This window comes from Dorea sp. ICN-14282 (assembly GCF_037890115.1).
GTDB lineage: Bacteria > Bacillota > Clostridia > Lachnospirales > Lachnospiraceae > Dorea_B > Dorea_B phocaeensis.
In genome coordinates this window covers 481,783-493,956 of sequence record NZ_JBBKBH010000001.1, presented here as the reverse complement: position 1 = coordinate 493,956, position 12,174 = coordinate 481,783, and the positions used below count along the sequence as shown (strand labels likewise).

The 12,174-nt window shown below is 40.7% G+C and carries 18 protein-coding genes; 1 reads left to right on the top strand and 17 read right to left on the bottom strand.

The window, feature by feature from the left end; translation table 11 throughout:
• From fabD to WKT00_RS02345, 5 genes are all read right to left on the bottom strand, one after another.
• The gene (gene fabD / locus WKT00_RS02365; RefSeq protein WP_101694328.1) at window positions 1-927 is read right to left on the bottom strand and encodes an ACP S-malonyltransferase; all 927 of its coding nucleotides are present in this window, start codon (window positions 925-927) and stop codon (window positions 1-3) included.
• Window positions 920-1,858 carry an enoyl-[acyl-carrier-protein] reductase FabK gene (gene fabK / locus WKT00_RS02360; RefSeq protein ID WP_445292925.1) on the bottom strand — a complete coding sequence of 313 codons (939 nt, stop codon included), beginning with the start codon at window positions 1,856-1,858 and terminating at the stop codon, window positions 920-922. The genes fabD and fabK overlap by 8 nt, the downstream gene beginning before the upstream one ends.
• A 49-nt stretch (window positions 1,859-1,907) precedes the next feature.
• The gene (gene acpP, locus WKT00_RS02355; RefSeq protein WP_101694330.1) at window positions 1,908-2,126 is read right to left on the bottom strand and encodes an acyl carrier protein; all 219 of its coding nucleotides are present in this window, start codon (window positions 2,124-2,126) and stop codon (window positions 1,908-1,910) included.
• Between the two features lie 56 nt (window positions 2,127-2,182).
• The gene (locus WKT00_RS02350; RefSeq protein ID WP_101694331.1) at window positions 2,183-3,106 is read right to left on the bottom strand and encodes a beta-ketoacyl-ACP synthase III; all 924 of its coding nucleotides are present in this window, start codon (window positions 3,104-3,106) and stop codon (window positions 2,183-2,185) included.
• Window positions 3,107-3,340: 234 nt separating this feature from the next.
• A complete protein-coding gene (locus WKT00_RS02345; RefSeq protein ID WP_101694332.1) occupies window positions 3,341-3,700 on the bottom strand; it encodes a LysM peptidoglycan-binding domain-containing protein in 360 nt (119 codons plus the stop codon).
• Window positions 3,701-3,961: 261 nt separating this feature from the next.
• Here WKT00_RS02345 and lexA point away from each other — a divergent pair, with 261 nt between their 5' ends.
• On the top strand, window positions 3,962-4,576 hold the full coding sequence (gene lexA / locus WKT00_RS02340; protein WP_101694333.1) for a transcriptional repressor LexA: 615 nt from the start codon (window positions 3,962-3,964) through the stop codon (window positions 4,574-4,576).
• A gap of 92 nt (window positions 4,577-4,668) precedes the next feature.
• Here the strand turns inward: lexA and rsfS are convergent, their stop codons facing one another.
• The 12 genes from rsfS to ybaK all read right to left on the bottom strand — a co-directional run bounded on the left by rsfS (window position 4,669) and on the right by ybaK (window position 12,158).
• On the bottom strand, window positions 4,669-5,010 hold the full coding sequence (gene rsfS, locus WKT00_RS02335) for a ribosome silencing factor (protein WP_101694334.1): 342 nt from the start codon (window positions 5,008-5,010) through the stop codon (window positions 4,669-4,671).
• A 3-nt stretch (window positions 5,011-5,013) separates the two neighbouring features.
• Entirely contained in the window at window positions 5,014-5,598 is a 585-nt protein-coding gene (yqeK, locus tag WKT00_RS02330; protein WP_101694335.1) for a bis(5'-nucleosyl)-tetraphosphatase (symmetrical) YqeK, read from the bottom strand.
• Window positions 5,595-6,227: a nicotinate-nucleotide adenylyltransferase gene (gene nadD, locus WKT00_RS02325; protein ID WP_340260686.1), complete on the bottom strand. Its 633-nt coding sequence runs from the start codon at window positions 6,225-6,227 to the stop codon at window positions 5,595-5,597. The genes yqeK and nadD overlap by 4 nt, the downstream gene beginning before the upstream one ends.
• A gap of 18 nt (window positions 6,228-6,245) precedes the next feature.
• Window positions 6,246-6,536 carry a ribosome assembly RNA-binding protein YhbY gene (yhbY, locus tag WKT00_RS02320; RefSeq protein WP_101694337.1) on the bottom strand — a complete coding sequence of 97 codons (291 nt, stop codon included), beginning with the start codon at window positions 6,534-6,536 and terminating at the stop codon, window positions 6,246-6,248.
• 18 nt (window positions 6,537-6,554) lie between these two features.
• A complete protein-coding gene (gene obgE, locus WKT00_RS02315; protein WP_101694338.1) occupies window positions 6,555-7,838 on the bottom strand; it encodes a GTPase ObgE in 1,284 nt (427 codons plus the stop codon).
• 84 nt (window positions 7,839-7,922) lie between these two features.
• Window positions 7,923-8,204 (bottom strand): 50S ribosomal protein L27, encoded by a 282-nt coding sequence (gene rpmA / locus WKT00_RS02310; protein ID WP_016219110.1) that lies wholly within the window; start codon window positions 8,202-8,204, stop codon window positions 7,923-7,925.
• Between the two features lie 5 nt (window positions 8,205-8,209).
• Window positions 8,210-8,542, bottom strand: a complete 333-nt coding sequence (locus WKT00_RS02305) for a ribosomal-processing cysteine protease Prp (RefSeq protein WP_101694339.1) — start codon at window positions 8,540-8,542, stop codon at window positions 8,210-8,212.
• Window positions 8,543-8,556: 14 nt separating this feature from the next.
• Window positions 8,557-8,865 carry a 50S ribosomal protein L21 gene (rplU, locus tag WKT00_RS02300; RefSeq protein ID WP_101694340.1) on the bottom strand — a complete coding sequence of 103 codons (309 nt, stop codon included), beginning with the start codon at window positions 8,863-8,865 and terminating at the stop codon, window positions 8,557-8,559.
• Between the two features lie 100 nt (window positions 8,866-8,965).
• Window positions 8,966-9,793, bottom strand: coding sequence for an amidohydrolase family protein (locus WKT00_RS02295; RefSeq protein ID WP_101694341.1), 828 nt, complete (start codon window positions 9,791-9,793; stop codon window positions 8,966-8,968).
• Entirely contained in the window at window positions 9,794-10,207 is a 414-nt protein-coding gene (locus WKT00_RS02290) for a CBS domain-containing protein (protein ID WP_340260676.1), read from the bottom strand.
• Window positions 10,208-10,218: 11 nt separating this feature from the next.
• A complete protein-coding gene (locus WKT00_RS02285; RefSeq protein WP_101694343.1) occupies window positions 10,219-11,568 on the bottom strand; it encodes an aspartate kinase in 1,350 nt (449 codons plus the stop codon).
• Window positions 11,569-11,651: 83 nt separating this feature from the next.
• Complete coding sequence (gene ybaK, locus WKT00_RS02280) at window positions 11,652-12,158, bottom strand: Cys-tRNA(Pro) deacylase (protein ID WP_340260673.1); 507 nt, start codon at window positions 12,156-12,158, stop codon at window positions 11,652-11,654.
• Between the last annotated feature and the right edge of the window lie 16 nt (window positions 12,159-12,174).

Genomic DNA, 12,174 nt, shown 5'->3' with positions numbered 1-12,174 from the left:
CTACTCCTCTGTTAAAATCTCCATTGTTGTTTCCAATTCTTCCCATGTACTTATATTGTAAGATTTTACACCTCGATTGATTTTCCGCAGAAATCCGGTCAACGTTTTCCCTGGACCAATTTCTACAAAGGTATCCACGCCATCTTCTATCATTCTTTCCACACTTTGCTGCCAACGAACGGATGACGTAATCTGTGAGACGAGAAGTGGTTGGATTTTCATAATATCTGTGATATATTCTGCTGTCACATTGTTCACATAAGGAATTTGCAATGGATGCATCTGAATTTTCTCAAGCACCTCATTCAACTTCGTTTCCGCATTTTTTAATAAAGGAGAATGAAAAGGTCCGCTTACATTAAGCAAAACAATTCGTTTGGCTCCTTGTTCCTTCAACACTTTCTCTGCCTGCTGGATTCTTTCTGCCGCCCCAGTAATCACAATTTGTCCTGGGCAGTTATAATTTGCAATTGAAACATTTTCAATTGCTGATATTCCTTGTTCTACCTGATCCCCTGTCATTCCAAGTACCGCCGCCATAGCTCCTTCGCCTGCTGGAACAGCCTCCTGCATAAAGATCCCACGCTGTCGAACCGCAGAAATAGCGTCTCTATCATTCATCCCCCCTGCGAACGCAATAGCACTGTACTCACCAAGACTTAATCCCGCTGTAACATCTGCTTTTAATCCAGCCGCTTCTGCTGTTCTTGCCATTGCAAGAGATGTTGTTACTAAAGCAGCCTGTGTATATTCTGTAAGGTTCAAACACTCATTTGGATAAAAGCACAGTTCTTTCATATCAATTCCAAGCCTATTTGAGGCCGTATCATAAATTTCTCTGGCAATGGCGCTGTTTTCATAAAAATCTTTTCCCATTCCTGCGATCTGACTGCCCTGACCAGGGAACACTACTGCAATCTTATTCATGATTTTGATCTCCTTTTAAGAGCGCTTCCGCTTGAGATACAATGCTCTCAATCGCCTCTTTACATGGTTTAATATCTGCAATGAGACCTGCAATCTGCCCTGCCATTACACTTCCCTCTTTTACATCACCATCAACTACAGCTTTGCGCAAACTTCCAAGTGTTAGATGTTCCAGTTCTTCGAAAGAAGCGCCTTCCTTTTCAAGACGGATATACTCTGTCGTCATTTTATTACGAAGCGCACGTACCGGATGCCCGGTTGCTCTGCCCGTGACTCTAGAATCAATATCTTTTGCTCTTATAATGCACTGTTTATAATTTTCATGGACTTCTGCTTCATTAGTTGCAACAAAGCGGGTTCCCATCTGAACACCCTCTGCACCTAGCATAAGTGCAGCAGCCACCCCTCTTCCATCTGCAATTCCTCCAGCTGCTATTACCGGAATCTGTACAGAGTCTACAATCTGTGGAACAAGTACCATGGTCGTGTTTTCGCCTATATGTCCTCCAGCCTCTGTACCCTCTGCTACAATAGCATCTGCTCCGCAACGTTCCATACGCTTCGCCATTGCAACAGAAGCAACAACAGGAATTACCTTGATACCAGCTTCTTTCCACATGGTCATATATTTTTCAGGTGTTCCTGCGCCTGTCGTTACGACCGGAACATTCTCTTCAACTACAATCTTAGCTACGTCATCTGCATTTGGACTGATCATCATAATATTCACACCAAATGGACAATTGGTATGTTTTCGCACTTCTCGAATCTGTTCACGAACCCATTCTGCTGGCGCACTTGCCGCTGCAATCAACCCCAAACCGCCTGCTTTGGATACCGCAGACGCAAGATGTGATTCAGCAACCCATGCCATCCCACCCTGAATTACAGGGTATTTCAAACCTAGAATTTCTGTCAGTCTTGTTTTCATTTCCATTTTCCTTTTAATATATTCTCAATTATCTTATTAATCTGTTTTCTTATGCTTCCAAGTAAGCAACAACCGCTCCAATTGTTGTGATTTTTTCAAGATCTTCCGCTGGGATTTCTTTTCCAAACTCTTCTTCAAAGGTCATAATCATTTCAAAAAGATCCAAAGAATCTGCGTTCAAATCTTCCTTAAAATTTGTGTTCTCTGTTAAAGTATCTTTCTCTACGCCCAATGCCTCTGCTACAATTTCTTTTACCTGTTCTAACATAATTTTTGTTCTCCTTTTTCATCATTTTAATTATTTATGTAATCCTATTACGGAAATTACCATTCGATAAGGCTGGCACCCCAGGATAATCCGGCACCAAATCCGGCAAGCACAATCTTCATTCCTCTTTTCAATTGCCCCTGGCGATTCAGCTCATCTAACAAAATCGGAATACTTGCCGAAGAAGTATTCCCATACTTCTGTAAATTCATCGGGAATTTCTCAATCGTAACTCCAAGCCTTTTTGCAACTGATTCTACAATCCGTTTATTCGCTTGATGCAAAATAAAATAATCAATTTCTTTTAGGGAAATATTCTGCTCTTGCAAAAGCTCTTGAATGCATAGAGGTACTTGTTTCACCGCAAATCGAAATATCAGCTGGCCATTCATCTGAATAGTACCTCCTGGTAAGCAAGTCAGCGCCTGCCCTTTTCCTCCATCAGACCGAGTATACGGACAAAAGATTCCCTTTTCTTCTGCCTTTAAAATCACGGCTCCGGCACCATCTCCAAACAAAATGCATGTATTGCGATCTTTCCAGTCCACAATACTTGACAATGCCTCAGAACCGATGATCAATACTGTTTTATAAATTTCTGCAGTAATATACGCTTGCGCAGTATTGTATGCATACAGAAATCCTGTGCATGCTGCATTTAAATCAAAACATGTAGCATGTACTGCGCCAACTTCTTTTTGCACCTCACACGCTACACATGGAAGAATGGTGTTTGGCGATATGGTAGATACTAAAATCAAATCAATCTCTTCCGGCTGAATCCCTGCCATCTCAATTGCTCTTTTCGCAGATTCTGTTGCCATTGATACTGTTGACTCTCGTTCAGCAATATGCCTTGTTCCAATTCCTGTTCGCTCTCTGATCCATTCGTCATTGGTCTCAACAACCTTCGCAAGATCATGATTCGTAACAACTTTTGAAGGGATATAAGAACCTGTCCCATAAATTTTACCTATCATTTGTTTCATCCTTTATGCTTTGGTTTGCAAATATTTTGATATTCAAAGTATACAGTAATAAAAATATTTGTCAACAGCTTTTTGTATTTTTTACTCATATAGGTGTGATTTTTTTATAAAAAAGAAGTTATTAGCAAAGATAACTAGCTAAAATAATCAGAAAAATCAGAAGAAAATTCTTAGATTATGAAAAAGGACACCTCGTAGCGAGGTGCCCTTTTCTCTCAAAATAGATTATTTAAATTCTCTATCATAATAAACAACTGTCAAGTAGTGACCTTCCTGGATGTCATCTGATGTAAGGCCATTAACGTCTTTTAATTCCTCGATATAATCATAAACAGAAGCATAATCATTGCTCATATATTCTTTTGCAATATCCCAAAGTGTGTCACCACCTTGAATCTCAATACTTTTATAGTACTTGTATGACATAGGGGCTTCTTTCTGGTCGCCATGAGCATCTACTAGACCGCCTTTAAAACAAACACTAAAGCTAAGCAGCATAACGCACAATACAATACCTAACATCATCTTTTTTACAAATACCTGCCTTCTTCTCTTGCTTGCCGCATATAATCTTTTTGAACTCATAACTACTTCCTCCCCTTATTCTTTCCCAGAAATCTTCTTAAAGTTAAGTTTCAAGTTTTCTTTTCTTAAGTCAAAGTATAAAACATTTGTTCCGAACAGTTGTTCCTTTATGTTTTAAATTATATGATGCGAACGAATGTTTGTCAATAGTTTTAGATGAAATTTTCGAACATATTTTCTAAACATTTGTTTGCTTTTCCTTTTCACATATGGTAAAATACAGTTATATGAAATAAGTGTATCGAATGAGGAGGAGCGATTATGGCACAAGGCAAGATCAGTTCAAAGCAAAAGGAAATACTGGAATATATTAAATCACAAATTTTAGAACGTGGTTTTCCTCCGGCTGTTCGTGATATCTGTGAAGCGGTACATTTAAAATCTACTTCTTCTGTCCACTCTCACCTTGAGACACTGGAGAAAAACGGTTATATCAGAAGAGACCCTACGAAGCCCAGGGCTATTGAGATTCTGGATGATTCTTTTAATTTTATGCGCCGTGAAATGGTAAATGTTCCGATCGTAGGTCGTGTTGCCGCAGGAGAACCAATTCTTGCAGAGCAGAATATTGAAGAGTACTTTCCGATTCCAACAGAATTCATGCCTAACAAGCAGACTTTTATGTTGAAAGTCAGAGGCGAAAGCATGATCAATGCCGGTATTTTAGATGGTGATCTCGTTTTGGTTGAGGAACAAAAGACAGCACGGAACGGAGAAATGATTGTCGCCTTAATCGAAGATGGAGCTACTGTGAAGACCTTCTACAAAGAAGAAGGCGTAATTCGTCTGCAGCCAGAGAACGACACTATGGATCCAATCATCGTTCCAGACTGCCAGATTTTAGGAAAAGTAATCGGCGTATTCCGATTTATGTAAGGCAATTAATTCGCTTATAAAACAAATGAGAAAGGCTCTGGTGTGAACTATGCACAACTTAGAGTCTTTCTCATTTATTTTTCTTAATTCTTCTATAATTCTATCTGTTTTCCATCGCTCCAGATTCTTTCCAAATTGTAAAAACTTCTGCTTTCTGTATCAAATACATGAACAATTATATCACCATAATCGAGCAATACCCATGTTCCAGAATTTTGACCTTCGCGCTGTTTCTGGATATATCCGGCTTTATGCATCTTCTCTTCCACATTATCTACCAACGCAGTTACCTGGCTATTGCTGCTTCCGCTGGCAATTACAAAATAATCTGCCAAAACTGAAATCTCTGAAATATCAATAACACGGATATCTTCTCCTTTTTTATCTTCCAGTGCACGGCAGGCTACACTTGCCATTTCTCTTGCCTGTTCCATCGATTACTCCTCCTTTTTTTGTTCTTCTTTATAATACAAATACGTCTGTTCCGTCATCGGATCTATGGGGATTCCTCTGGAATTCAAATATACCAGTGAATCTTCCAAAATTTTATAAAGGCATTTATCAATATCTTCAAACGCCATTTGGCGGACATCTTTCATATTCGGGAGTTCTTTTCGTCCAGGCTCAATATAGTCTGCAATGTAGACAATTTTTTCTAGCAAGGACATTCCTGGACGTCCGGTCGTATGACTTTTAATAGCGTCTAATACTTCTGTATCTGAAACGCCGTATTGTTTCCTGGCAAAAAAAGCGCCAAGTTTAGCGTGAAGAAGGCTTGGATTAGCTTTCTCTACTTCTGAAACCGCCAACCTCTCTTCTCTGCAAATCTGAATCTTTTCCGAATTGGGAATACACTTTGCACAGTCATGCAGAAGTCCTGCTAAAAGAGCCTGCTCAAGATTTGCCTGATACCGCATTGCAAGTGCTGCCGAAGTATACATTACACCCAGGGTATGTTCATATCGTTCTTCATCCAGATGTTTCTTTAATTCCTTTTGTATTTTTCTGATCTGCTGATTCATTTAATCTTCGCTACCCCTTCTGTGTTCTGATATAAGCAATGCTCCTCAATATAATCTGCGACATCTGACGGAACATAAGAACGGATAGAATCTTGCTCTTGAATTCTTTGTCGAAGCTCGTGAGAGGAAACATCCATCAACGGAGTTGCCAGAATTTCAATCCGAGCATGATACTTCTTTTTGAGATAAGCAATCTGCGTCTGCATCTCTTCTGCAGTATCAATCTCATCCCGATAAGCCGCTAAAAACGTACAAGTCGGAAAAATCCGCTCTGGTTTTACCCAGGTTTCAATCGCAAATAAAGAGTCTGCACCAACAATAAAGTAGAGTTCATCTTCTGGATATTGAGTCTGAAAATGCTCCAACGTCTGATAGGAGCAGGACACTTTGGATGGATCCGACTCATAAAGTTCTAGCACAAATTCCGGATGCGGAGCAATCGCAAGCTCCACCATCCGGATGCGTGTCTCGATATCAGATCCAATAGAAGCCTGCTTTTTGTGTGGTGGATTACCGTTCGGCATAAACCAGATCTGATCAAGACCAAATTTTTCATAAGCAGCCTTTCCCAACATCAGATGTCCATTGTGAATGGGATCGAAGGTACCGCCCATAATTCCTATTTTCATTGTAATCTCCGTTTCCCTTTATGGGAGCTGAATTTTTTTGTTCTTATCTTTACCTTCCCGGTATAATACAATCTTCTTGCCAATCACCTGTACGACCTGAGAATGAGTCCGCTCTGCAACCATCTCAGCAAGAGCCCGTGGATCATCCATACAATTTTTCAGTACACTGATTTTAATCAGCTCTCGTGCTGCCAGCGCTTCATCCACTGCATTGGTAAGTTCCGGCGTCATACTGTTTTTTCCAATCTGAAAGATTGGATCCATAGTCATTGCAAGACTTTTTAAATATGCACGTTGTTTTGTGGTCATTTTTCTTCCCTTTCCTACTTATTTGTAATAATCAAACTGCAAACCATACATTCTAACAGTATCGCCCTCTTCGATTCCTGCGGCTTCCAGTTCGTCTAAAATTCCAGTATCTTTCAAGAATTTCTGGAAGAAGGCAAAACCTTTTTCGGAATCCAGATTGGTATATCCCAACATTTTTTCGATTTTCGGACCTTCTACAACGTATACTTCGTCTTCTTTTTCAACGGTATACGGAAGATCCTCGTAGATCAATTCTTCTTCTGGGAAATACTCCTGTTCAAATACAACCGGTTTCTGATCCAGGTCTTTTAGCTGGTCTGAAACATAGTAGAGAAGTTCCTTCATTCCCTCTCCAGTAACACCCGAAATCGGGAATACTTTTACTCCCTGTGGCTCAAATTCTTCTTTTAAACGGACAAGGGGATCTTCTCCATCTGCATAAATCACATCAATTTTATTGGCTGCAATTACCTGTGGACGTTTGGCAATCTCTGGATTATAAGCATTTAACTCTGCATTAATTTTATAAATATCCTCAACTGGATCACGACCTTCTGTGCCCGCGGCGTCTACAACGTGAATCATCAGTTTGGTACGCTCAATATGGCGCAGAAACTCATGCCCCAGTCCTACACCTTCTGAAGCGCCTTCGATAAGCCCTGGGATATCTGCAATTACAAATCCCCTTCCGTCTGGAAGATCTACTACACCAAGATTTGGATTCAATGTTGTAAAATGATAGTTAGCAATCTTTGGCTGAGCATTTGTTACACGAGAAAGGAGTGTCGATTTTCCAACATTTGGAAATCCAATCAGTCCTACATCTGCAATTACTTTCAGTTCCAGATTGACCCACAGCTCCTGAGAAGGCTGTCCTGGCTGCGCATATTTAGGAATCTGCATCGTAGATGTTGCAAAATGCTGATTTCCAAGACCACCTTTTCCACCTTTTAAAATGACCTGTCTGCGGTTCTCGCCAGACATATCCGCAATCACCTTTCCAGACTCTGCTTCCTTAATGACCGTTCCTTCCGGAACTCTTAAAATAATATCTTCCGCATCTTTTCCGTGGCAGCGGCGTTTTCCGCCCTGTTCCCCGTCTTTAGCCGCATATTTCTGTCTGTGTCGATAGTCTTGAAGTGTATTTAACCCTTCATCTACTTCAAAGATAACATCTCCGCCGCGTCCGCCGTCTCCGCCGTCCGGTCCGCCGTTCGGCACATACAGTTCCCGACGGAAGCTGACATGACCATCTCCACCTTTTCCTGATCTGATAAATATCTTTGCTCTGTCTGCGAACATATTTTTCCTCTTTCTTCTTTGAAAAAAGAGTGCTGCCTCATAACTTATCAGTTACCGTGCAACACTCTCTTAACTCATCATTACTTAAGCTACTGGATAGATAGAAACCTGTTTCTTATCTCTTCCTTTTCTTTCAAATCTTACCACACCGTCAACAAGTGCGAATAATGTATCATCTCCGCCACGTCCTACGTTGACACCTGGGTGAATCTTTGTTCCGCGCTGTCTGTAAAGGATGTTACCAGCTTTTACAAACTGTCCGTCTGCTCTCTTGGCACCAAGTCTCTTAGACTCAGAATCTCTACCGTTCTTAGTAGAACCAACTCCCTTTTTATGAGCGAAAAACTGAAGGTTTAATTTCATCATGGTAGTTACACCTCCTCGAATGTTAAATCAATATATTCTGCATAGTTCTCATCATCCGCCATCTGTTTTAAACCAAGAACCAATGTCTTCATAAGAAGCTGCGCTTCCTTTGAAGGCCTGTCTTTGATCTCATATTCAATGATTCCTGAGATATCATCTGAAACCATAGACGTCTCATCTTTTGTATAGAGTTCAATGGCATTAATCGTATTGATTACCAGCATAGATGCTGCTGCACACACAATATCCTGCCCTTCTTCTCCATACCCGGCATGTCCGTTCGTACGAAATCCGATGTATTCTCTTTTCTCATTTCTATAAATGGTTACATGAATCATGGATGCTCTCCAAATTAAGCGTTGATTTTTTCAATCTTTACTGCAGTGTACTGCTGTCTGTGACCGTTTTTCTTGTGGTATCCAGTTTTTCTCTTGTACTTGTAAACGATAACTTTTCTTGCTTTACCGTTCTCAACTACAGAAGCTTCAACTGTTGCACCCTCAACTGTTGGATTACCAATCTTTAATCCGTTGTCACTTACTGCAAGCACCTGGTCAAATGTAAAAGTCTCGCCAGCTTCTACACCAAGCTTTTCTACTTTAATGATATCGCCTTCGGATACTTTGTACTGTTTACCACCTGTTGCTATAATTGCGTACATATGGCACCTCCTATTATCATTACTCGCCAATTACGGTGTCTGCAATGCAGACTTACAACCTCATTGTGCGGCATACTATTGCATGATAGCATACTCTTTTCTAAAAATCAATACTTCTGCTAACTTTTTTAAGTTTTTTATCTAATCCCAAAAGCCGACTTGCATTTTTAGAAAAAATCTGCTCTTTTTCTTCTTCCGTCAAAGCGGATTTTCGGATCTTTTCTACGAATTCTGTTTGTCCAGCCCAGGGAGAATCCGTTGCAAAAAGAATACGATCCATTCCATGATTGCGAGCCAGTCTTATAAAATCTTCTTCTTTCAGATAATCAAGAACCACCGCGGTATCCAGGTAAACAGGCTGACCGACAAGCTGTTCTTCTACTTCGCTGGTCATATGATTGCCGCCCAAATGGGCAAGCACCAGTTTCGCAGGCGCCACCTCATCGATTACCTCGCGCGCCATCTTTGGTGTACAGTGAATATCCTGCGGACATTTGGGATCCACCCCTGCATGAACTACAATAATAAGATCTAGTTCTGATGCAAAGTCGATCATCCGTTTATAACGAATATCATTGAAGTAAACATTTTGGTAATCCGGATGGAGTTTAATTCCTTTAAAACCGGCCTGCTTAATTGCAAGAAGCGCTTTTCTATAATCTTCACAGTCTGGATGAATTCCCGCAAAAGAAAGAATCGGCCCATCTTGAAATCCGGCAGCAAATCGGTTGATGGAATCCATCTGGCTGACTTTTGTTGCAACCGGAAGCGCCACGGAAAGGGTAATATCTGCCCTATGCATAGAAGCCAAAAGACTTTCCTTTGTCGCTTTGGTATATGGTTTTGTGTTACATATTTCCGCTAGATAATCTACTGTAGAAGCGGCAATCTTTTCCGGGAAAATATGGGTATGAAAATCGATAATCATTTACTTATCACATTCCTTCATCTTGTCATAGCAGTATCCGATAATATCACGACGAGTAATGATGCCGATAAAGTGTTCTCTGTCGTCTACTACCGGTACAAAGTTCTGCTCCATTGCCCGTCCGATCAAATCCTCCATATTGGATTCAGCAGAGACGCATTGATAGTCCAGACGTCTGTCAATCTTCATAATACTGATATCTTCTGCATCTTTTATATTCAAAATGTTCAGTTTCTTTAATGCCCACAAAAGATCACCTTCCGTAATAGAACCGACATATTTTCCTTCTTTGTTCAATATCGGAACCGATGAGTATTTGTGATACTCCATAATCTCTAAAGCCTGTCGAAGTGTATGATAGTCATAAATATAGGCAAGTTCATTTTTAGGCTTCAGAAAAAACAAGATATTCATCTTACGCCTCCCTAAATCATTGTATTTACAAATATATCATAGATTGCTTTGATTGCCGGCTGGAAATCATGGTTTCTCACACCGATAATAATATTCAACTCGCTGGATCCCTGATCAATCATTTTTACATTTACATTTGCATGTGCAAGAGCGGAAAATAACCGTCCTGACGTCCCTCTGGTCGCGCGCATTCCACGCCCTACAACTGCAATTAATGCAAGGTCTGATTCCAGTTCCAGAAAGTCCGGTTCCACAGCCCGGTGAATTCCTGCAATCACCTTCTGTTCCTTTTCTTCAAATTCATCCTGGTGTACGAAAATCGTCATCGTATCGATTCCTGACGGCATGTGTTCAATGGAAATACCATTGTCTTCAAATACTTCCAGTACCTTTTTACAGAATCCAATCTGACCGTTCATCATTGCTTTTTCTACCGTAATAGATGCAAAATCCTTCTTTCCGGCAATTCCAGTGATAATAAATCTTGGTTTCCGGCAGGTATCTTCCACGATCAGAGTTCCCTTATCTTCCGGAGAATTGGTGTTCCGAATATTGATCGGAATTCCTTCTTTTCTCACCGGGAAAATAGCATCTTCATGGAGTACCGTCGCTCCCATATAAGAAAGCTCCCGAAGTTCCCGGTATGTAATAACATCGATAGCCTTTGGATTCGGAATAATCCGAGGATCCGCAATTAAAAATCCAGATACATCTGTCCAGTTCTCATACATATCCGCATGCACTGCCTTTGCCACAATAGAACCTGTGATATCAGAACCACCTCTGGAGAAGGTGCGAATCTTTCCGTCCGGTCCGCTTCCGTAAAATCCTGGGATTACTGCTCTTTCCAGATTTTCAAGTCGTTTTGCCACTGCTTCGTCAGTCTTCTTATCATCAAAGTTGCCTTCTTCATCAAAAAAGATGATTTCTGCAGCATCAATAAACTCAATTCCCAGATATGCCGCCATAATTTTCCCGTTCAAATATTCTCCACGGGAAGCCGCATAATCTCTTCCAATCTTTTTACTGAAATTTTCTTTGATCACTTTAAAATCTTCATCCAGGGAAAGTTCAAGGGAAAGCCCCTCGATAATCTCCTGATAACGTTCTTTAATCTTCTCAATCAAATCTTCAAAAGATCTCTGGTATTCCTCACAGTCATCATCGTCATTCGCTAAAATAGCCTGACCATAACAGTGATATAACATATCTGTAACTTTCGTGTCTTTTGGCGTACGCTTTCCCGGTGCAGATGGAATGACATAGCGTCTCGTCTCATCTTTACGGATAATGTCTCCAACCTTCTTAAACTGCTCTGCACTTGCCAGAGAACTTCCACCAAATTTTACAACTTTAATCATCTTTTGTTGCCTCCAAACTGCTGTCTTTTCTATATTTTACTATCTTACCCTATTTTTCTAACATCTGCAATGGAATCCCAGATTTATATTTTAACGGCTTCGCCTGTTACGCCTTGAATGACATCTGCAAATTGTGCATTCGCCGCTTTCTGTAAATCCAGCGGACTTAACGTAATCTGCATTCCACGCTTTCCTCCACTGACATGCATACTCTTAAGTTCCTTAGCCTCTTCTTGAATCACCGTCACAAACTGTTTCTTCATGCCTATGGCGGTACAACCGCCACGCACATACCCTGTCACCTTCGTAAGGTCTTTTAACGGAAGCATTTCCACGGACTTTTCACCAACGGCTTTCGCCGCCTTCTTAAAGTCAATTTCTTCTTCAATCGGGATAACGAACACATAATGCTCTCCGCTTTTCCCGGTTGTCACCATCGTCTTGTATACATATTTATGTTCAAAACCAAGCTGATCCGCCACATGAATTCCGTCCATAAATTCTTCACACTCGTAAGTCTCGTATGTAAAAGGAATTTTCTGGCGTTCCAAGATACGCATAGCATTGGTTTTCAGTTCCTTTTTTCCCATCTGCTTCACCTGATTT

Bases quoted from the DNA above. Each gene is read 5' to 3' on its own strand.
- nadD (WP_340260686.1), bottom strand. From the start codon at position 6,227: ATGAAAATAGGAATTATGGGCGGTACCTTCGATCCCATTCACAATGGA.
- WKT00_RS02285 (WP_101694343.1), bottom strand. From the start codon at position 11,568: ATGATTAAAGTTGTAAAATTTGGTGGAAGTTCTCTGGCAAGTGCAGAG.
- rsfS (WP_101694334.1), bottom strand. From the start codon at position 5,010: ATGGAACAGGCAAGAGAAATGGCAAGTGTAGCCTGCCGTGCACTGGAA.
- WKT00_RS02350 (WP_101694331.1), bottom strand. From the start codon at position 3,106: ATGATAGGTAAAATTTATGGGACAGGTTCTTATATCCCTTCAAAAGTT.
- WKT00_RS02345 (WP_101694332.1), bottom strand. From the start codon at position 3,700: ATGAGTTCAAAAAGATTATATGCGGCAAGCAAGAGAAGAAGGCAGGTA.
- WKT00_RS02295 (WP_101694341.1), bottom strand. From the start codon at position 9,793: ATGATTATCGATTTTCATACCCATATTTTCCCGGAAAAGATTGCCGCT.
- obgE (WP_101694338.1), bottom strand. From the start codon at position 7,838: ATGTTCGCAGACAGAGCAAAGATATTTATCAGATCAGGAAAAGGTGGA.
- WKT00_RS02290 (WP_340260676.1), bottom strand. From the start codon at position 10,207: ATGAATATCTTGTTTTTTCTGAAGCCTAAAAATGAACTTGCCTATATT.
- rpmA (WP_016219110.1), bottom strand. From the start codon at position 8,204: ATGATGAAATTAAACCTTCAGTTTTTCGCTCATAAAAAGGGAGTTGGT.
- rplU (WP_101694340.1), bottom strand. From the start codon at position 8,865: ATGTACGCAATTATAGCAACAGGTGGTAAACAGTACAAAGTATCCGAA.
- ybaK (WP_340260673.1), bottom strand. From the start codon at position 12,158: ATGGGAAAAAAGGAACTGAAAACCAATGCTATGCGTATCTTGGAACGC.
- fabD (WP_101694328.1), bottom strand. From the start codon at position 927: ATGAATAAGATTGCAGTAGTGTTCCCTGGTCAGGGCAGTCAGATCGCA.
- yhbY (WP_101694337.1), bottom strand. From the start codon at position 6,536: ATGACCACAAAACAACGTGCATATTTAAAAAGTCTTGCAATGACTATG.
- lexA (WP_101694333.1), top strand. From the start codon at position 3,962: ATGGCACAAGGCAAGATCAGTTCAAAGCAAAAGGAAATACTGGAATAT.
- WKT00_RS02305 (WP_101694339.1), bottom strand. From the start codon at position 8,542: ATGATTCATGTAACCATTTATAGAAATGAGAAAAGAGAATACATCGGA.
- yqeK (WP_101694335.1), bottom strand. From the start codon at position 5,598: ATGAATCAGCAGATCAGAAAAATACAAAAGGAATTAAAGAAACATCTG.
- acpP (WP_101694330.1), bottom strand. From the start codon at position 2,126: ATGTTAGAACAGGTAAAAGAAATTGTAGCAGAGGCATTGGGCGTAGAG.
- fabK (WP_445292925.1), bottom strand. From the start codon at position 1,858: ATGAAAACAAGACTGACAGAAATTCTAGGTTTGAAATACCCTGTAATT.